Annotated in this window: 20 protein-coding genes and 1 tRNA gene; 10 read left to right on the top strand and 11 right to left on the bottom strand. The window is 34.5% G+C overall.

Annotated elements, in window-relative coordinates; genetic code table 11:
• Positions 1-27: 27 nt before the first annotated feature.
• The 7 genes from UH1x_RS05710 to UH1x_RS05680 all read right to left on the bottom strand — a co-directional run bounded on the left by UH1x_RS05710 (position 28) and on the right by UH1x_RS05680 (position 5818).
• The gene (locus UH1x_RS05710) at positions 28-726 is read right to left on the bottom strand and encodes an NUDIX hydrolase (protein ID WP_482625707.1); all 699 of its coding nucleotides are present in this window, start codon (positions 724-726) and stop codon (positions 28-30) included.
• A gap of 174 nt (positions 727-900) precedes the next feature.
• Entirely contained in the window at positions 901-1752 is an 852-nt protein-coding gene (gene ablB / locus UH1x_RS05705; RefSeq protein ID WP_482625706.1) for a putative beta-lysine N-acetyltransferase, read from the bottom strand.
• A 33-nt stretch (positions 1753-1785) separates the two neighbouring features.
• A complete protein-coding gene (locus UH1x_RS05700; protein WP_482625705.1) occupies positions 1786-2985 on the bottom strand; it encodes a glutamate-5-semialdehyde dehydrogenase in 1200 nt (399 codons plus the stop codon).
• Positions 2985-3773: a glutamate 5-kinase gene (proB, locus tag UH1x_RS05695; RefSeq protein ID WP_482625704.1), complete on the bottom strand. Its 789-nt coding sequence runs from the start codon at positions 3771-3773 to the stop codon at positions 2985-2987. Before proB ends, UH1x_RS05700 begins: the two co-directional genes overlap by 1 nt.
• Positions 3766-4581, bottom strand: coding sequence for a pyrroline-5-carboxylate reductase (gene proC, locus UH1x_RS05690; protein WP_482625703.1), 816 nt, complete (start codon positions 4579-4581; stop codon positions 3766-3768). Before proC ends, proB begins: the two co-directional genes overlap by 8 nt.
• A gap of 44 nt (positions 4582-4625) precedes the next feature.
• On the bottom strand, positions 4626-4817 hold the full coding sequence (locus tag UH1x_RS05685; protein WP_482625702.1) for a hypothetical protein: 192 nt from the start codon (positions 4815-4817) through the stop codon (positions 4626-4628).
• A gap of 140 nt (positions 4818-4957) precedes the next feature.
• Entirely contained in the window at positions 4958-5818 is an 861-nt protein-coding gene (locus UH1x_RS05680) for a sigma-70 family RNA polymerase sigma factor (RefSeq protein WP_482625701.1), read from the bottom strand.
• A 368-nt stretch (positions 5819-6186) separates the two neighbouring features.
• On the opposite strand from UH1x_RS05680, the gene UH1x_RS05675 reads away from it, so the two are divergent.
• The 7 genes from UH1x_RS05675 (at position 6187) to UH1x_RS05645 (ending at position 14326) form a co-directional block, all read left to right on the top strand.
• Positions 6187-7839: a PAS domain-containing sensor histidine kinase gene (locus UH1x_RS05675; protein ID WP_482625700.1), complete on the top strand. Its 1653-nt coding sequence runs from the start codon at positions 6187-6189 to the stop codon at positions 7837-7839.
• Positions 7840-8004: 165 nt separating this feature from the next.
• A complete protein-coding gene (locus tag UH1x_RS05670) occupies positions 8005-9801 on the top strand; it encodes an alpha-amylase family glycosyl hydrolase (RefSeq protein WP_482625699.1) in 1797 nt (598 codons plus the stop codon).
• 178 nt (positions 9802-9979) lie between these two features.
• Complete coding sequence (locus UH1x_RS05665) at positions 9980-10513, top strand: helix-turn-helix domain-containing protein (protein WP_482625698.1); 534 nt, start codon at positions 9980-9982, stop codon at positions 10511-10513.
• 38 nt (positions 10514-10551) lie between these two features.
• Positions 10552-10992 (top strand): response regulator, encoded by a 441-nt coding sequence (locus UH1x_RS05660; protein ID WP_396633323.1) that lies wholly within the window; start codon positions 10552-10554, stop codon positions 10990-10992.
• Between the two features lie 131 nt (positions 10993-11123).
• The gene (locus UH1x_RS05655; RefSeq protein WP_482625697.1) at positions 11124-13055 is read left to right on the top strand and encodes a sensor histidine kinase; all 1932 of its coding nucleotides are present in this window, start codon (positions 11124-11126) and stop codon (positions 13053-13055) included.
• Positions 13056-13178: 123 nt separating this feature from the next.
• Complete coding sequence (locus UH1x_RS05650; protein ID WP_482625696.1) at positions 13179-13340, top strand: hypothetical protein; 162 nt, start codon at positions 13179-13181, stop codon at positions 13338-13340.
• Positions 13331-14326: a helix-turn-helix transcriptional regulator gene (locus UH1x_RS05645; RefSeq protein ID WP_482625695.1), complete on the top strand. Its 996-nt coding sequence runs from the start codon at positions 13331-13333 to the stop codon at positions 14324-14326. The genes UH1x_RS05650 and UH1x_RS05645 overlap by 10 nt, the downstream gene beginning before the upstream one ends.
• 171 nt (positions 14327-14497) lie before the next feature.
• On the opposite strand, the gene UH1x_RS05640 is transcribed toward UH1x_RS05645, so the two are convergent.
• The 4 genes from UH1x_RS05640 to UH1x_RS05625 all read right to left on the bottom strand — a co-directional run bounded on the left by UH1x_RS05640 (position 14498) and on the right by UH1x_RS05625 (position 16333).
• The gene (locus UH1x_RS05640; protein ID WP_482625694.1) at positions 14498-14941 is read right to left on the bottom strand and encodes a response regulator; all 444 of its coding nucleotides are present in this window, start codon (positions 14939-14941) and stop codon (positions 14498-14500) included.
• 200 nt (positions 14942-15141) lie between these two features.
• The gene (locus tag UH1x_RS05635; protein WP_482625693.1) at positions 15142-15573 is read right to left on the bottom strand and encodes a BLUF domain-containing protein; all 432 of its coding nucleotides are present in this window, start codon (positions 15571-15573) and stop codon (positions 15142-15144) included.
• Positions 15574-15708: 135 nt separating this feature from the next.
• Positions 15709-15782: transfer RNA gene (locus UH1x_RS05630), tRNA-Arg, on the bottom strand.
• 104 nt (positions 15783-15886) lie between these two features.
• The gene (locus tag UH1x_RS05625) at positions 15887-16333 is read right to left on the bottom strand and encodes a MarR family winged helix-turn-helix transcriptional regulator (protein ID WP_396633328.1); all 447 of its coding nucleotides are present in this window, start codon (positions 16331-16333) and stop codon (positions 15887-15889) included.
• Between the two features lie 120 nt (positions 16334-16453).
• On the opposite strand from UH1x_RS05625, the gene UH1x_RS05620 reads away from it, so the two are divergent.
• The 3 genes from UH1x_RS05620 to UH1x_RS05610 all read left to right on the top strand — a co-directional run bounded on the left by UH1x_RS05620 (position 16454) and on the right by UH1x_RS05610 (position 20000).
• Positions 16454-17560: a pyridoxal phosphate-dependent aminotransferase gene (locus UH1x_RS05620; RefSeq protein ID WP_482625692.1), complete on the top strand. Its 1107-nt coding sequence runs from the start codon at positions 16454-16456 to the stop codon at positions 17558-17560.
• Positions 17561-17624: 64 nt separating this feature from the next.
• Complete coding sequence (hppD, locus tag UH1x_RS05615) at positions 17625-18764, top strand: 4-hydroxyphenylpyruvate dioxygenase (protein WP_482625691.1); 1140 nt, start codon at positions 17625-17627, stop codon at positions 18762-18764.
• Positions 18765-18839: 75 nt separating this feature from the next.
• The gene (locus UH1x_RS05610; protein ID WP_482625690.1) at positions 18840-20000 is read left to right on the top strand and encodes a homogentisate 1,2-dioxygenase; all 1161 of its coding nucleotides are present in this window, start codon (positions 18840-18842) and stop codon (positions 19998-20000) included.
• The last annotated feature ends 2 nt before the right edge of the window (positions 20001-20002 follow it).

Below are 20002 nucleotides of genomic sequence, written 5' to 3'. Positions count from 1 at the left end.
TTGTATTAATTGAAATGTTAGTTGTTATTATTTAAAGCTATAGAGGTAAGGAGCTTTGTGCGCCTTGCCTTCAAAAAGTTTTTCATGCCGTTCTAAAATGTCTAGCGATAACATTTTTCGTTGAAAACTAGTGCGCCTTAGTGTTTGATCTAAAATAGCCTCAAAGACTTGTTGCAATTGCTTCATCGTAAATTTCGAAGGAAGCAGGTTCATTCCTATTATCTTCTCGCTTATATTATTACGCAGCACCTCAAGAGCGGCATCTACGATCTCGTTATGATCCATCATTAGTTTTGGTACGCTATTGATATCGTACCAATCAATACTATCAGAAAGATGATCGGGTTTAGGATTCACATCTTCATAGTTAATAAGCGCATAATGACCAACTGTTATAAAGCGGTCCATCATCCATTCGTTCTTCTCTATATTTTTATTATTTGCTTCTAAAATTCGACGCGTAGCTGCGGGATCCGTTCTGTCTAATTTCCCGAAAATTTGAAATTGGTCCAAGAATACATTTTTTAATCCTGTACGTTCTTCTACTCCCTTATTTACCGCATCTTGTACGCTCTGGTTTTTTTTGATATAACCCCCCGGAAGTGCAAATAAACCAGTGTTGTGATATTCTAGAATAAGAATTTTTAAGTTAATGCCATTAAACCCAAAGATTACACAATCGTAAGAAAGGTTGGGAATGAATTTCTTATTTTTGGCACCTTTCATTAACGAATTTGATAAAATTTAGTTGTGTTTTTCAAATAAAGCACAAAATATGGTGTAATCAAAGGATTATTGTAATTAAATGAGACAATAGTTAACATGGGCTGAAACTGAATAGTTTACTATCCATTTTCAGCCCATTTATGTAATTGAATATTTTACTAAGTTACATTTAATCTAAACCTCTTTTTGAACGTACCACACATTCATACTTTCCATAGTATCTAAAACCATACAATTATTGGTCAATGTACCCGCAAGAAGAAATCCGTGCTTGCTAAAAGTTATATTTAACCCGTAGGAAGTAGCTCTAACCATGGTGTAGAGTGTTTTACATTTATAGTCATTCATTTTCTTTATGATTTCTTGTACTAAGAAATATGAAAGATTTTGACCTCTGTAATTTGGATGGGTAATAAAATCAACTATTTCCATATTAGATTCCTCTTCATTTATGGATAAAATAGTAGAAACTAGCAGCTCTCCGTTTTTAAACAATCCATAAAATTGATGATTCAGCTCTTTAAGTTTGGAGAAATATGCAGCATCTTTAATTTGATGTGGGAAATATTTATATGCTTTTTGATATAAATCTTCTAAGTTTTTAAAATCTGATGCGGTTAGCTTTTTAATATTGAAATCGACCGGCATTTCAAAATGCGCGTCTAAATGCGAATTGTTAGCTGCCTTGGCTATCGTTTTTACCGTAGCGATGGTTTTTAAACTTTTCTCGTTATTAGTAAAACGTTTCTTGTTTGGGTACTCCGCTAAAAAATATCCATCTGTTTTACCATTGTAGAGCCCCGGAATTTTGGCTTCTACAGTAAAGCCTTTTGATTTTAAAATATTGACTTCTTGTTCAGAGGCTTTTCCTAAAATCTTCTCATATTTTTGTTGCTTGGCAAGTTCATGCATCTTTGGCAACAAAATATCTAAATTGATATGGTCAGTTTCAGCAAAATAAATACGCTTATGCATATTGCCGTGATGAACCAATGCGCCGTCTATTTTTTCAATTGTTTCGAACATAGGTTTCGATTTTCTGGTAATGAATTCCGTTAACTATTCGCGAATTTGACCATCACCAAAAACATAGTATTTGTTGGTGACCAATTGTTTTAAGCCTAGTGGACCACGGTGGTGCAATTTATCTGTACTAATTGCCAATTCTGCACCAACGCCCATTTGACCACCATCGGTAAAACGGGTAGATGCATTTTGATATACTGCGGCACAGTCCACCTCTTCCATAAACTGCATTGCGGTTTCTTTATTCCCTGTCATGATAGTAGCAGAATGCCCACCAGAATTAGCATTGATTTTATCAACAGCTTGGTCAAGAGATTCAACAGAGCCTAAACAACATTTCATAGCAAGAAATTCTTCCTTCCAAATAGCATCATCTTCTATACGCTGAGCATTTTTAAGAACTGAATTTACATTATCATCAACCAATGTTTCTACGCCTTTTGAGTTCAGGAGTTGATGTAAATCTTCTAATTTCTGTTCATAATTTTCAATAGCCGAACTAATCAAGATTTTATCTAACGCATTACAAGCCGATATTTTTTCGGTTTTTGCATTCATGATGACCTTTACGCTTTTGTCCCAATCTGCTTCCTTGTCTACAAATAAAAAGTTATTACCTCTACCACTAACAAGAACCGCACATTTGGCATGTTCTTTTACAAAATTGATCAATCGTTCACCACCTCTAGGTACAATAAGATCGAGTTTCTCGGTAGGATTTCTTAAGAAGTCTTGCGTTTCTTCTCTATTCATGGTCAATTGCTGAATGTACTCTTTTGATAGTCCGTTTTCTTCAAGAGCTTTGTGCCAAAGATCAACAAGAACGGTATTGCTGTGCAATGCCTCTTTACCGCCTTTTAAAAGAATTTTATTATTCGCTTTAAAGGCAAGAACAGCTGCTTCAATAGTAACATCTGGTCTGGACTCATAAATAATCATGATAGTACCAAATGGAGCTGTTTTATTGGTGATTTCTAATCCATTTTCTAATTCTTGCATAGAAATGGTTTTGCCTACTGGATCTTCTTGTGACATAACCTCTTTAATAGAACCGATCATACCATCAATTTTATTGTTGGTTACAATTAACCGATCATACATTGCTTGATCATCTTTCTTAAAAAGATTTAAGTCTTTCTTATTGGCTTCAAGGATGCCACTTCGGTTCTCCTCCAAAAGTCGCATCATACTATCTAAAACCTTATTCTTTATATCTGTTGAAATTATCTTCATTATGCTTCTGCTTTTTCTTCCATGGTTACTTTCGTACCCACATTTTTTCCTTCTATAATATCAATTATCGTTCGGTCTTTTTTACCGTTAGCAATGTATGTAGGTATGTTTTTTGCTGCTGCTTGTTGGGCGTAATCTAATTTAGATCCCATACCACCACGACCTTCGCCTGCTTTTTTAGTATTGTCCTGAATAAATTTATCTAGGTTTTCTTCAGGATTTACATGTGTTATAAGATTACTGCTCTCAGCATTTGGATGACCAGTGTAAAGACCATCAATATCTGTTAATATGATCATCTTGTCGGCATCTATAAGTTGAGCAATTAAACTGGCTAGCTCATCATTATCTGAGAACATGCTCATGGTCACCGAAACGGCATCATCTTCATTTGCTATGGGAATTACTCCTTCAGATAACAATCCTTCTACACAATCAATCATATTTTGCCTATGCACACCTGGGGTGAAATCTCGCTTTGTAGGTAGTACCTGTGCGCATTTCATTCCATAATCGTGAAAAATATTGTAATATAAACGCATCATACGTGGTTGCCCAATAGCTGAATATACTTGCCTACGCTGTGTATCATCTTCAATAGATGATGCACCCAAAACTTCACGCCCCGCAATAACGGAGCCAGAGGAAACTAGTACGGTTACAATATCTCTTTCATATAATTCTGCAATCTGTTGTACCAAATTTCGCAATACCGGTCTCACAATACGATTGTCCTTATTGGTCATTACGTTTGTGCCTACCTTAATTACAATTTTCTGTTTATACATTTGCCTTTTCTTTTCCAAGTTCAACTGCACGTTCAAAAGCTGCGAAAGCTGCTTCCTTAATCAATTCTCCTACATTGTTATTTTCCATTGAATCTAGTGCTGCACGGGTAGTACCACCTTTACTTGCAACCTTGTCCATCCAAGAATTTGGTGAAAGCTCATTCTGATTAAAAAGTTCAATAGCACCTGTAAATGTTTGTGCTACCAATACCTTTGATACATTGGGTGTAAAGCCCATTTTCAAAGCGGCCTCCATCATACTTTGCATAAAGTAAAAAACGTAAGCCGGTCCACTACCGGAAATACCGGTAGAAGCATCGATAAAGTTCTCATTGCTTACTTGAATTGATTTACCTGTGGTGTCTAGCAAGCTTTCAATGGTCAATAATTCAATTCTAGTTACTTCATTTGACGCCACAAACGATGTAAGCCCTCTACCGATTGATGCTGGTAGATTTGGCATTGCCCGTACTATTTTTGTAAGCCCTGTTAAGTTTTGAATGGTTTCTATAGTTACCCCGGCCATAATAGATATTACAATTTGACCTGGTTTTACGAGCGGATTTAATTTTAGGAATACACTCTCTGCGTGATATGGTTTTACCGCTATAAAAATAATATCTGCCTGTGGGGCACAATTCTTTAAATCATCAAAAGCATCGAATTGCGGATTCTCGCGCAGTTCCTCCAACTTCTCTTCAGAAGTGTCAAGCACCATTATATTTCTCTTCTTAAGTAATTTTGATTTGGACATTCCTTCAGCATACGTCAACCCCATGTTGCCGGCTCCTATTACTAATATTTTCATGAATTCAATTTAAATTATTGGATAATATATGTGTGATTGTATAATTATATAAATAACATTTTTTCAATAGCGTTGTTCTTGCGCCTATAGTAAATTTGTCTGTAGGTGTGTAAGGTTTTTATGGGTATGCCCATGAAGTATTTTGTAATGGACGTTACCTTTGCTTTTTTGAGTCCGTTGCGTGTTCTGTATAATTCTTTAATATCGCTTTCTCTTTTGATGTAAATAAATTTCATGTAATGGTGTTTCAAATAGTAACATAACATATGCATAGCCAACTCCAAATTAGAGGTGTTAAGCTTGTGTTATACTATTTTTAAATGTTGTTAATAATGAGCTCTATATGAGTGTTTTAGATTTTGAAATAATTGAAATTTTATAGGTAAGCTCTTAAAATTTCTGTGTTGGAAGTACGTCGTAAAGATTTAAGGCCCTTGTCCTTAATTTGGCGAACACGCTCTCTGGTAACGTCAAAAATTTCACCAATTTCCACTAAGCTCATAGCGGGTTGTTTGCCTAGACCAAAATATAGGCGCAGGACATCACCTTGTCTTTCTGGTATTTTATTCAAAACCTGATTAATATCTGTCTCCAAAGATTCCGCCATTACTTCCTTGTCCGGGCTATTTAATGTCGTTGATTCAAGAACATTGTAAAGAGAAGAAGATTCCCCTTCTTTAAAAGGCGCATCTAGTGAAATTGATTTACCAGAATTTTTCATAGAGCTATTTACTTTAGAAACACTCATGTCTAATTCTTTGGCAATTTCAGCAGGACTTGGTGGGCGTTCATTTTCTTGTTCTAAAGTGGAATACACTTGGTATATTTTAGAATTAACGGCTATTTTGTTCTGAGGTATACGTATCATTCTTGAAGAGTTGGATAATGCCTGAAGAATAGATTGACGTATCCACCAAACAGCATATGATATAAACTTGAATCCTCTAGTTTCATCAAAACGTTTGGCAGCTTTTACCAAACCTAAATTACCTTCGTTGATTAGATCGGTAAGGCGTAAGCCTCTATTTTGATATTGCTTAGCTGCAGATACTACGAATCTTAAATTGGCACTTACCAATTTATCTAATGCCTGCTGATCACCCTCACGAATTTTTCGAGCCAATTCTACTTCTTCGTCGGCAGTAATTAAATCTATTTTACTGATTTCTTGAAAGTATTTTTCTAATGATTTGGCATCTCTGTTCGTTATTTGTTTGGTGATCTTCAGTTGTCGCATAGAATAATTTTAGATTAAATTATAACATAGCATAATTTTATGAAAATGCAAGAAAATGAATCATTTTATGATTTATTTGACTGTTTTTGAAGATTTTTGACTTGTTTTGAATCTAAATTGAGTGTTTTTTGGAAATATTGATTTTGTTAAATTTATTTGAGAAATACTTGTCTAGGTTTTTAAATCCTCCACTTAATTAATTAAAACGCAATTCTATTTTATAGAGCTAAATATTCCGCTTCTAAATCGTTTAATTTGTTAAGTAGTATTTAAAAGTGTAATTCAAAATAGTTCTACATGTATTACATAGTAGAAACGTGTATTCCATGTTTAAATCGTTAATTTAGAGACTTCAATTTTGCATCCTTATGAATAAAAAATTTCATTTTCTTGATGATGGTGGTGAGATGGGCAAGCTCATGAGAGAGAAAGATTGGTCTCTCACTCCATTAGATACACCAGACCATTGGCCGCAAAGCCTGCGCACGACATTGAACATTATGTTGAATTCTCCGTTTCCTATGTTTTTATTTTGGGGAGACACGCTTAAAAGTTTCTATAACGATGCATATAGGCCAATTTTAGGTATTGATGGAAAGCACCCAACAATATTGGGATTGAACGGTGAAGAAGCCTGGAACGAGATTTGGGAAGATATTTACCCTATGCTTAAAATAGTAAAGGTAAAAGGAGAGTCTATTTGGCGAGAGAATCTGATGATTCCTATTTTTAGAAATGGTAGAATGGAAGATGTTTACTGGACATTTAGCTACAGTCCCGTAAAAAATGAAATAGGAGAGGTATCTGGAGTTTTGGTCATAGTTACAGATGCAACAGAGGCTGTGTTGGCAGAAAGGCGTTTAAGAGAAAGCGAGCGCAGGTTTAGAGAGGTGGCAAACCTATCGCCAGTATGGATTTGGATTACAGATAATGAAATCAATATACAATATTCCAATCGTGCCCTATTGGATTATGTAGGTGTAGAAAATGAGGCTGATTTTACTGGTCAGGTTTGGGTAGACGTAGTTCACCCAGATGATCTTGACGTCGTTTTCAAAGGTTTTGGTAAAGCGGTTAAAGATAAATCAGATTTTACGCTAGAATATCGGGTTAAAAGAAAGAAAACCGGTAATTATGAATGGTTTAAGGTTTTAGGTGTCCCCAAATTCGAAGAAGGTGAAATGGTCGGTTTTATTGGAACGGGTATGAATATCGATAAGCAAAAATCATTTGCCGATGATCTAAAAAGAGAAGTGGATATTCGTACTAAAGAACTTGCGGATAGTAATGATAAGCTAGAGGCAATGAATAAAGAGCTTCAGTCCTTCGCCTATATTTCTAGTCATGATTTGCAAGAGCCGTTGCGTAAAATTCAGATGTTCGCAGAGGTATTGATGGATAATGAGTTTGATAAGCTATCAACATCTGGTAAGGTAAAATTTGAAAAAATACAATCTGCTGCCAATAGAATGCAGTCCCTCATTAATGATCTACTTTCCTATTCACGTACAGATACCGAAAAGAGAGTTTTTGAAGTCATAGATTTAAATGAACTTGTTGATGACGTTAAAAATGATCTAGCGGAGGAATTAAAAAAGAAACATGGTAAAATTACCTTATTACAATCATGTGAAATTGAAGTAGTACCATTTCAATTTAGACAGTTAATTTATAATTTGTTATCCAATTCGGTCAAGTATACCAAAAGTGATGTTGAACCAAATGTAACTATAGCAACAGAAATTATAACGAATGCAAAATCTATAGATAGTAGTTTAATTAATAAAAAGGAATACGTTAAAATTACCATTACCGATAATGGTATTGGTTTTGAAGAACAGTTTGCCGAAAAGATTTTTGAAGTATTTCAACGTTTACACTCCAAGCAAGAATACGTAGGTACCGGCATAGGCTTGGCAATTGTTAAAAAAATTGTACAGAATCATAATGGTATCATTAGTGCAAAGGGCAAATTAAATGAAGGTTCCGTTTTTGAAATTGTAATTCCAAAAGCGCAATAGAACTCTTTTAAGTGCTACCTATTTTTTTCATCTTTCAATACTATTTATTTACGTATACCTTATTCATTCATAGGGTTATAAACTTTTTATAAAAAAAATGTTTTAGAGTTAAAGCATCTTTTTTTGAGGATATTACTTACGCCATTTGCAGTCTACTTTTGGGTTATGAATACTACAATAACAAAATCGGCAGGTATGGGCGCTGTCTTAAGTGATGGTGCTGTGACCTTTAGAGTGTGGGCTCCGCATGCGGAAAAAGTTTTCGTTGGCGGAAGCTTTAACAACTGGTCTAAGAATGAAATTTCCCTTGAAATAGAGGATAATGGATATTGGTCCGTAATTACCGAAAAGGCATCTGAAGGAGCTGAATATAAATTCTTTATTGAATATGAAGGAGAAGTTTTGGCCAGAAATGATCCTTATGCTTTTGAAGTGACCAATAGCAATGGTAATTCTATCATAAGAACATTAGATTTTAAGTGGGATGATGAAGACTTTAAAATGCCTAGTTGGAATGAATTGGTTATTTATGAATTACATGTAGGTACTTTTAATCGTTCTACTCCAGATACCGTTGGTACATTTGAAGATGTTATTGCCAAACTAGATTATTTAAAAGAACTGGGTATTAATTGTATAGAGTTGTTGCCTGTGGCTGAGTTTGCAGGAGGAATTTCTTGGGGCTATAACCCTGCACATCCTTTTGCTATTGAACAAGATTATGGCGGTCCAGATGCTTTTGCAAAATTGGTCAATGAAGCACACAAAAAGGGTATTGCCGTGATTATGGATGTAGTTTATAATCACTTTGGACCTTCAGATGTTGATTTATGGCAATTTGATGGTTGGAGTGAAAACGATAAAGGAGGAATCTATTTTTATAATGACCATAGAAGCGATACTCCATGGGGAGATACCAGACCAGATTATGGACGGGAAGAAGTGCGTCAATATTTGCGAGACAATGCATTGATGTGGATAGAGAAATACCATTGCGATGGTTTACGTATGGACGCTACCTCATATATACGTTATGAAGGCGGCGGTTTAGGTTATGATACCGAAATTGAGGAAGGAAATATATTGATGCGCGATATCAATAGTGAGATAAGAGAGAAATATCCGCATGTATTAACAATAGCTGAGGATTTAAAAGGCGATAGTAGGGTTACCGATTCCATAGAGCATGATGGGCTGGCATATGGATCTCAATGGGATATGAATTTTGTACACCCGGTTAGAGAGGTAATAGAAGACACACATGATGATGGTAGAGACTTACAAAAAGTGGTTGATGCCCTTGAGTTTACATATAGCAATGATGCATTTAGCCGAATTGTATATACAGAGTCTCATGATGAGGTAGCCAATGGCAAGGCAAGAGTTCCAGAAGAAATACAGCCCGGAGATGCAGAAAGTGATTTTGCTAAAAAGAGAGCATTGTTGGGCATTGTTTTGACATTGACCGCACCAGGTATACCTATGCTTTTTCAGGGACAGGAATTTATTGAAGATGAATATTTTCAAGATACCGAGGCTTTGGATTGGGATAAGGAAAAGAAGCATAGAGGTATTGAAAAGCTGGTAAGTGATATCATTAAGCTAAGAACAGGGAATACAGAAGGTGGAAAAGGTTTAAGAAGTCAACATATTGAAATTTTACACTTAAATCACCAAACTAAAATACTAGCCTATAAAAGGTTTGATGCAGATGATACTACACAACCGGTGTTGATTGTTTTAAATTTTAGTAATCAAGATTTTGAAGACTATGGTATTGGTTTAAATGAAAACGAGTCTTTTAATCTTAGAATAAATGCAGGAAATAAAATATACGATCCGGCATTTTCGCAATTACCAGTAGATGATTTAGAGGTTGTTGAAGCCAATACTGATGAAAAGCAGTGGACTGGTAAGGTAAATATACCTGCTTACGGTGCTTTGGTATTTACCAAATCTTAAGAATATACCTGTAATTTACTGCTGTAGAGAACATTATTGTAAGTTAAAACTTACAATAATGTTGTTTTTTTTACTCAGGTTCAAAAGTGGTAATATTTTATTGTATTTTGTTATATAATGTATAGTTAAAATAATAATTTTACACGCTAAATGTGGCGAACTAATATTGATTTATTGAATGGAATATAGTTTCATATATAGCCCTGAAAAAATGGTTAATGAAGTATTTCAAAGAACAATGGTCGCTGCAGGTGTTGATTTTGAGATTTTGCAAGATAACACAGTTAAGTTGCCAGATGATTTAAGTGATGATAAGCTTCAATCTATAATAAAGGAACTTAAGTGTTTTGGTATAAAAGTTCAGACGAAGGAGAATCGTGATATCGTTGAGGAAATCAAGATGTATATCAAGAAAATGGTTTATGAGGGTGATATTAGAAATGTAAAAATATCAGAATTGCTATCTGATCAATTGGGTTTTAGTTATCCATATCTTTCTAATTTATTTTCAAGTAAAACATTCACCTCAATAGAGAATTTTTATATTTTAGTGCGCATAGAAAAAGTGAAAGAATTAGTGCTATTAGAGAATACAAGTCTAGGGGAGATTGCCCATAACTTAAACTTTAGCAGTGTTCCTCATTTATCTAATCAATTTAAAAAAGTAACGGGGTTAACCATCACCCAATATTTGAAATTTAGAAAAAAGTAAGAAGAAAGGTTCTTCTTTTCAATACATGAATAGTGAAAATGGATAAATTAAAAATACTTCTCGTTGACGACGATGAAGACGACAGACAATTTTTTGCAGATGCATTGGAAGGAGTTGAACTCAATACAGAGTTACGTCAGTTAGAGAACGGTAAAAGTTGTATGGAATTTTTACTTAGCGACACGGACAATACGCCAGATTTGGTTTTTCTAGATTTGAACATGCCTATTATGAATGGGTTTGAGTGTTTAGAAGCTATAAGACGTACACCTCATTTGAAAGATTTGTTAGTAGCGATCTACTCTACATCTTCTGCAGAAAGAGATATAGAAGAAACTTTTGAAAAAGGAGCCAATATCTATATTAAAAAGCCGTCTAGTTTTAATGAGCTTAAAAAGTCGTTGAAGCAAGTCGTAAAAATGAACTGGGCGTACCACTTAAATGATTTTAAGAAAGAGAATTTTTTATTGAAAATTTAAGCAGTTGTAAAAGCATATATAATTAAAGTTGTTTCGTTAGGAACAACTTTTTTTGTTTTAGCACCAAGTTAATAACATTTTAATTGGTTATTTCGCTGTATCTTAACTTAAGATGTTTAATACAAAATAGTATGACAAATAATTTAGCGGATGATTTTTTTAAAACAATGATAGATGATGCCGATACTGCTATTTTATATGCCGAACCATCAGCTTCAAATTCTATAAACGTCAAAGGATATAGACCTAAATATGCGAACAAAAAAGGGCAACGCTTTTTTGGGATTACTCTAGATAATTGTGAAAGTGAAACCTTAGATGAGCTTGTTCATTATGATGAGGTACTAATTTTGGCAAATAAGGTATTGGAAACCGGCGAAGATGAAAATTTTAATATTATAGTAAGGGAAGAAGCTAGTATTCTAAATTATCATATAAGAATTAGAATTTTTAACAAGGGGCTGTTATTCGCACTAACCTTGGTAAAACCAAAGTTTATTTCAGATAAAGATTCTAAACTTCCGTTAGGTAATCTAGAATCAAGAAATAGAGAACTAGAAATTTCCAATCTTTTTGGAATAAGAGTTTTGGATAGTAACGATAGTATTATTTCATATTTAAAACCCGTGTTTGACAATAAAGGAAAGATAGAAGATTTTCGTATTGTCTATATTAACAATAGAATGGGTGAAATTGCCAATCAAGAAACGGCATTTATCGAAGGTAAAACAATACTAGAATATTACCCTAAAAATGATGAGAATGGAGTTTTAGAGATTCTGACTGATAGTTATGTTTCTGGTGAAAATAAAGAATATACCAAAGAATTCATTTTTAATGAAGAGTCGGTTTGGTTGACCACCAAAGCGGTGAAAATGAACGATGGTCTTATATTATTTTCTAAAGATGTTACACAAGAGAAAAAGTATGAAGCTCAATTATTTATTCAGAATAGGTTGTTGTCAGAAGCTGAGCGTGTGGCTAATATTGGTAGCTTTCGGTGGAATTTGAATGAGAATCACATCAAATATTCTGATAATGTTTATAGATTGTTTGGTTACGATCCAAATGAGTTCGATAATAAGTATGATCGTCTACTTACTTTTTTACACCCAAATGATTTTGAGAAAGTAAAATCTAGTTTTAAAGAGGCAAGAAAAAACAAATCAAAATCAGACCTTGTGTTTCGTATTTATACGAAATCTCAAGAATTACGCTATATGAATACCATAGGTGAATGCTACCAGAAAGAGGGTAATTGGTATATGGTTGGTGTTATTAGAGATGTTACCAAGCAGATAGAGGCAGAATCTATCTTACAAATAAAAAATACGGAGCTAAAACGAACCAATGCAGATTTGGAGGCATTTAACCGTGTTGCAAGTCATGATTTGCAAGAACCATTGCGTAAAATTCAAATGTTCGTTAGTCGTTTGGATGAAGAAGAGGAGGGGCGACTTAGTAACAGGTCCCAAGGCTATCTGTCTAAAATAAAGTACTCGTCGGACAGAATGCGTAAACTAATCAATAACCTACTTTCATATTCTAAAATAGATGAAGTTGGTGAGCAACCAAAACGGGTAGATTTAAATGATGTATTAAAAAATGTTCTTGAAGATTTAGGGGAACGTATTAATGATTTAGATGCCCAGATAGATTCGGTAAGCTTACCGGTAGTAAACGGAATTCAATTTCAGTTAGAACAATTGTTCGCCAATCTTATAGGTAACTCCCTCAAATATGTTAAAGAAGGTGTACAGCCTAATATTAAAATAGTAGGTAGTATAGTAAGCGGTGATAAATCATCTGTAGATAACTTATTGCCCAGTATAAATTATGTAAAGCTACAATTCATCGATAATGGTATTGGGTTTGAAAAAAAGTACGAGGAGAAAATTTTTGAAATCTTTCAGCGCTTACATGGCAAAACAGAATTTTCTGGAACCGGATTGGGATTGTCTATCTGTAAAAAAATAGTTCAATCACATAATGGAACCATCATGGCTAAGGGTGAAAAGGATATGGGAGCTGAATTTACTGTTTACCTTCCTACCTTACTATAAATTAAACTGTATTATAGTATTTTACTATCGCTTCTTAAAATTGTGTAACAGCTTCTAAAAATGTTGTAACACATTTACATGATATAGGCTGCATCTTTGTACCAACAAGAAATGTAAGCCTTTATGAACAATCTTCAATATGCTAGAGTAGGTGCCGTAAGAAGCAAAAACTCCCATAGTCAAGCTTCAAATGTAGAAGCAATTTCTTCTAGTTCATCAGATGCTATAGTAGCACAAGAGAATACATTAAACAATAACCATTTAAACAATATATCATGCAAGTAGTCCATAATCAGTTAAGTTATTTCAATAGTGTTTTAGGAGGTAGTATCTCAAGTTTTCAAGGAGATCGTATACTTCAATATGATAATGAAAAAGGAACAGGTAGAATACAAACCGTTTCTTTAGGATCAGGAATTTCTTATACGGAATATGACTTGGATTTAAATGAAGATTTCAACTTCGATTTAAAATTAGATGAAAACCCTAGTTTATACTTTATTTATTGTTTAGAAGGCAGTTTTAGATTTTCAAAAGGAAAAGAAAATAATAAGGTAGAAGCACTACAGACAGTAGTAGTAGGCGGTTCAAATGAAACTATCAATATAAAATTAAGAGAGGCGACTAAGTCTAACTTGTCTATTATTAAAGTAACAAAAGATAGCGAAGCGCTAACTAAGAATTCTAACAACAACGAGTTGTATGAGAAATTGTTTACTCAGTTCTTGAATGAAGATGGAAGTGCTCATATTGGTACCTTCAACCTTAAAATAAAAGAGCAGTTATTACAGATAAGATCAATAACCCAGGTAGGTTTAGTTAGAAAACTACTTATTGAAGGTATTGTGAACTTTACTTTGGCATTAGAGATTTTACACTGTAAGCAAGATATTGAGAACAGTGGTCAGGTTTCTACTATGTTGACCAAAAAAGAGCTTTTAAGAATAGAGGAAGCGGTTAACGCAATAAAGAGAAAGCCAGAGTTTCCTTATACGGTTACAGATCTAAGCAAGGAATATGGTCTTTCGCCAACAAAATTACAAGAAGGATTTAAAGTGATGGAAGGTACTACGGTAACCAACTTCATTAGAAATGAAAGATTGATACTTGCAGAAGAATTGATACAAACTTCTGACATGAATATATCTGAAATTGTATACTCTATAGGATTTACAAGTAGAAGTTATTTCTCTAAAATCTTTAGAAACAAATTTAAATGTACGCCAAAAGCATATTTAATGAACATTAGAAACGTATCGCTTTCAGCTTAAGAAAATTGTTATGAAAATGGTTGAGCCGGCTCTTTGAGCTGGCTTTTTGTTTTATATAATTAGGGTAATGGTATTTTAAGATGGACGGTGTAAATAAATGTAGAAGAAATAGATAGTCAACTATATAAACTAGTTAATAGCTTGGTACAAAATAGGTTGGTAAGTGATTGTTTAGATAGATATAACGAACTCTCTTTCTGGCTTATTATGTTCAGAATTGTCAACATAACGTAAGCACTTATGCAAAAGTGTTTTTAGCTGATTGTATGAAGAAGGTTTCTGTAAATATAAAGAAGCGCCCATTTCGTTTAAACGTGTAATTTCTTTAGGGTGATACGATGTAGAATAGATAATTACCGGCGTGTCTGCATATTTCTCTAAATCACGAATATCCGCTAGACATTCAAACCCGTCCATCATAGGCATTTTTAAATCCAAAAAGATAACATCTGGTTTTTGGGTATCATTTGCTAGCAAACTTGCCATAAGGTCTACGCCATTGTTAAATTCAGATATTTTGGTTTGTATTGGGATTTCTCTCAATGCATCGGAAAAGAATGTTCTGTCATCACTATCATCATCTGCTAGAAAGACATTAAGTACAGTTTTGCTCATGGCAATTAAATAATTTATAACTCTAAATATGTTTGTTCAAGATTATTTCAATTAAAAATTGAAGAACAATCTAAAAGCAAGTTAAATATTACGGAGCCGATGCTGTAATTCTATTAATTTAAAAAATAGCTCAATACCTAAATGTTAACGCATTAATCTGAACACATGGTATAATAAAAAGAAAAAAATGAATGGTAAAACTACATTGGTGGCTCGGCAATCATGGTTTTGATCTTTATCCAAAACTGTTTTGACGTAACATTTGTAGGTTCAATAAGGTCTGCCATTAAAATTAGGTTTCTCTTAAATTGCTCGTACTCATACTTATTGGTGTTGTTTTCGTCAATTGGGTAGTAAGCCATGCCCCAATTAGGGAAAGTTCTCTTACTAATTTCATCATCGGAAAATAGCGTAACATTTTTATGGCGAGGGTCCTTTTTAATCTTATCGTAAAGGGTTTCAATTTTTTCTTTACTACCCTCAAGTAATTGAACAAAGCCACCTTTGTAATAGATAAGGCAACCAGTTATATCATCACGTAAATTGTTAGCACGTGCCTTTTCAAGTAGCTCTTCCATTTCTGTGCCCGATATTTTATTGGTAGCAACAGATTCATAAGTTAATGTATACATCTAAAATGAAATTGGTCTTAATCGGCAAAATTAATAAAAATGTCAAAAAACGAAAAAGACATTAGAAATTTTTGAAAGGACGTAGAAATGAAAAATGTATATAAAACAAAAAAGCCCCTAAAAGGGGCTTTTGAGTGATCGCAGGAGGATTCGAACCTCCGACCGTCTGCTTAGAAGGCAGATGCTCTATCCAGCTGAGCTATGCGACCGACACCATTTTTTCAAATGTGGGTGCAAACTTAGTGATTTTTATAGACTGGTAAAACCAAAATCAATAAAATTTTAATTATTTCTTTTATATGCTAAAATACAGCTATGAACGACCTTCATATTGGTCAAAGTTTTCCCATAACTGATCAAGAACTTTATAGAAAATTTCAAATTCTTCTTCAGTGATACCCAGTGTACTAACTTTTCTTAAATCGGTAATAAAGGGCATTACTTGTTTTATGAGTGCCGAACCTTCTTCTGTTATAACAAGTTTGTATCTTTTTTGATCATCTCTAAATCTAGACTTTCGTAAGAAGCCTTTTTTGCATAATCCGCTAATAACTCTAGAAGTTGTTGCCCTATTTCTAAAGTTAGATTTGGCAATATCTGCCTGTGAGGCTTCTTTACCTTCTAAATGTACGCGTTGTAAAATTACCCATTGCTCAATGGTCAGATCAATATTATTCTCTGCAAACACTTGTAAAAAAGTACTTTGAACCTTTTTAAGCGTGCGATCAATGTATACTCCAAAGCCTTCCGTCCTGTCCATAATCCAATTGTTATTACTCCAAAAGTAACAGAGTTTATCGTTAATATTGTTGTTAATGCAACAATAATTAAAAAAAAGTGTATATTTACTACGGATAAATTGGTCAAAAGAAGTAGAAATATGCAACTAGGTTTCAAGAAATATATATTAGAGGATAGCACCTATAAAGGTGGCGGAAAGAAAATTGTAATGCCTGATGGTGTTACGGTACACAAGCTTTCTTCTAATGAAAATCCGTTAGGGTATTCCCCAAAAGTGAAAGAAGCATTAGCAAATACCTTAGATGATTTAAGTTTCTATCCGGACAATACGGATATAAGGTTACGTCAAGCTTTGGTAAAGGACTTTGATGGAGCTTTAGTTGCAGATAACTTTATCTCAGCAAATAGTGGTTCAGAAATTATAGATATGATTTCTAAGGCATTTTTGAATGAAGACGATGAGGTAATTGTTAGTCAACCATGTTTTTTGCCCTATACTGCTTTTACCCGTTGGATGGGAGCAAAGGCGATCAATGTGCCAATGACCGAGAATTACGATTATGATTTGGACGGAATTCTTGAAGCTATTTCAGATAACACAAAGCTGGTATTTCTTGCATCCCCTAATAACCCGTCAGGAAACTATATTCCAATGGCAGATTTAAGAAGCTTCATTGAAAAATTACCTGAGCATGTAGTTTTGGTATTAGATGAGGTGTATAGACATTTTGCCGAAGCAGAAGATTATACATCTGGCTTACCATTTGTAGTGGAAGGTAAGAATGTAATAGCAATCAATAGCTTTTCAAAAACATATGGTCTGGCCGGTTTACGAGTTGGGTATTGCTATGCTCCTTTGGAACTTAGTAATTACATGCGTAGAATTTGCAAGCCTTTTTTGTTGTCTACCATGGCTTTAGAAGGAGCAATTGCAGCTCTGGAAGATGTTGATTTTGTGAATAAGACCGTAGCGTTGGTAAAAGAAGAAAGAAGGTTTGTTTTGAACGGACTTGATGCCTTAAACATAAAATACTGGCCTGCACAAGGTAATTTTGTACTAATAGATCCACCTATCAATGATATGGAGTTCACGGCGTTCTTAGAACAGCGAGGTATTATGGTGCGCCCTGTAGGCAATTTTGGAGCTCCAGGAAAAGTTAGGATTTCATTTGGAGTAAGGGAAGCAAATAAAGCACTTTTGGCAACACTAGAGGTATTGATGAAATCTCAAACCACAACAGCATAAAAAAATTTAATATATATGTTGCAGAAGCAACAATAAACGAAATAAAAATATAAAACCCAGAACTATGTCAACAACAACAACAACAACAGTAGCACAAAACGATCATAAAGAGGCACAAGATTTTATGCCTATCAACGGTACGGATTATTTAGAGCTTTACGTAAGTAACTCTAAGCAAGCGGCACACTATTACAAAACTGCATTCGGATTTAAATCTTTGGCATATAAAGGTTTGGAAACCAGTAGTAGAGATTATGAATCTTATGTGGTAGAGCAAGATAAAATTAGATTGGTATTGACCTCCCCTTTAAAAAGTGGTACTGATGTAGGTAGGCATATAGATAAACATGGTGACGGTGTAAAAGTTACGGCGCTATGGGTAGATGATGCTACCTATGCGTATGAAGAGGCTATGAAAAGAGGTGCCAAAAGTTATATGGAGCCTAAAACCGAGAAAGATGATGACGGCGAAGTGGTAACATCTGGTATCTATTCTTACGGTGAGGTAGTTCACATTTTTGTGGAGCGTAAAAACTACAACGGTACATTTTTGCCAGGGTATAAAAAATGGGAAAGTGAGTATCAACCAACATCTACAGGATTAAAATTTGTAGATCATATGGTAGGTAATGTTGAAGAAGGTAGAATGAATTTTTGGGTAGATTTTTATGCCAATGTTATGGGCTTCAAGCAAATCATGTCTTTTGACGATAAAGATATTTCTACGGATTATACTGCTTTGATGAGTAAAGTGATGAGTAACGGTAACGGTCGTATTAAGTTCCCAATCAATGAGCCGGCTCCAGGTATGAAAAAATCTCAAGTAGATGAGTATTTAGAGTTCTATGAAGGTGAAGGAGTGCAGCATATTGCAGTTGCTACCGATGATATTGTAAAAACGGTATCTGATCTTAAAAGTAGAGGTGTCGAGTTTTTGACGATACCTACTACTTATTATGATGTATTGACGGATAGAGTTGGTGAAATTGACGAGGATATTGAGTCACTTAGAAAACTAGGTATTTTGGTAGATCGTGATGATGAAGGGTACTTGTTACAGATTTTTACAAAAACCGTACAGGCAAGACCAACCATGTTCTTTGAGATCATTCAACGTAAAGGAGCTACTTCTTTTGGAAAAGGAAATTTTAAAGCTTTGTTTGAAGCGATTGAGCGTGAGCAAGAATTAAGAGGGACTTTATAAGTTCAACAAATTTCTTAAGCATTTAAGAATAACGTATTTTTAAAAGTAGAGTATTAACTAGAATAACGAACGTATATGCCTATATATCATAAACAGGGAGCGTTGCCACCTAAAAGGCATACGCAATTTAGAAAACCGGATGGCGAATTGTACTCAGAACAATTGTTCGGTACTATTGGCTTTGACGGTATGTCCTCTTTACTATATCATCATAACCGACCAACAATGGTTAAGGAGATATTGAAAAGTACGGATGTTTCACCAAAAATAGCCTTGGAGAAGAATATACGTTCGTTAAAACTAGTGAGTTTTAATACGGCGCCAAAAGATGATTTTTTAGATGCTCGAGAACCACTTTTGGTCAATAGTGATATTATTATTGGGGTAGCTGCACCAAGAAAATCTCTACGCGAGTATTTTTATAAGAATACCGACGCAGATGAAATGCTCTTTATACATAAAGGCACAGGGGTATTAAGAACTATTTTTGGGCAGATTAAGTTTGAATATGGCGATTATCTAATTATTCCAAGAGGAACGATTTATCAAATAGATTTTGATGGTGAAGACAATCGTATTTTGTTTGCGGAATCGTACTCGCCTATATATACGCCAAAAAGATATCGTAATTGGTTTGGTCAATTATTGGAGCATTCTCCTTTTTGCGAGCGTGATTATAAATTACCAGAGAATTTAGAAACGTTTACAGATATCGATGAGCACTTGATAAAGGTGAAGAAACAAGGGGTTATACATGAAATGGTCTACATTGGGCATCCTTTTGATGTTGTAGGTTGGGATGGGTATAACTTTCCGTACGGATTCTCCATTCACAATTTTGAACCCATTACAGGTAGAATTCACCAGCCGCCACCAGTGCATCAGACTTTTGAAACTAATGCCTTTGTTATTTGTTCTTTTGTGCCAAGGTTGTATGATTATCACCCGCAGTCTATACCGGCACCATACAATCACTCTAATATTGATTCTGATGAAATGCTGTATTATGTAGACGGAGATTTTATGAGTAGAAATGGTGTGCAGCCAGGTAATATATCATTGCATCCCGCAGGTATACCCCACGGTCCGCACCCAGGGACCGCAGAACGTAGCATTGGTCAAAAAGGGTCAGAGGAATTAGCGGTAATGATAGATACCTTTAAACCTTTAATGGTTACTGAAAATGCCATGAAATTAGATGATGGCGATTATTACAAATCTTGGTTGGATAAATAAAC

Source organism: Maribacter sp. UH1 (assembly GCF_056839145.1).
Note: the sequence above shows the minus strand (reverse complement) of the source record. Positions and strands in the feature narration are given on the sequence as shown.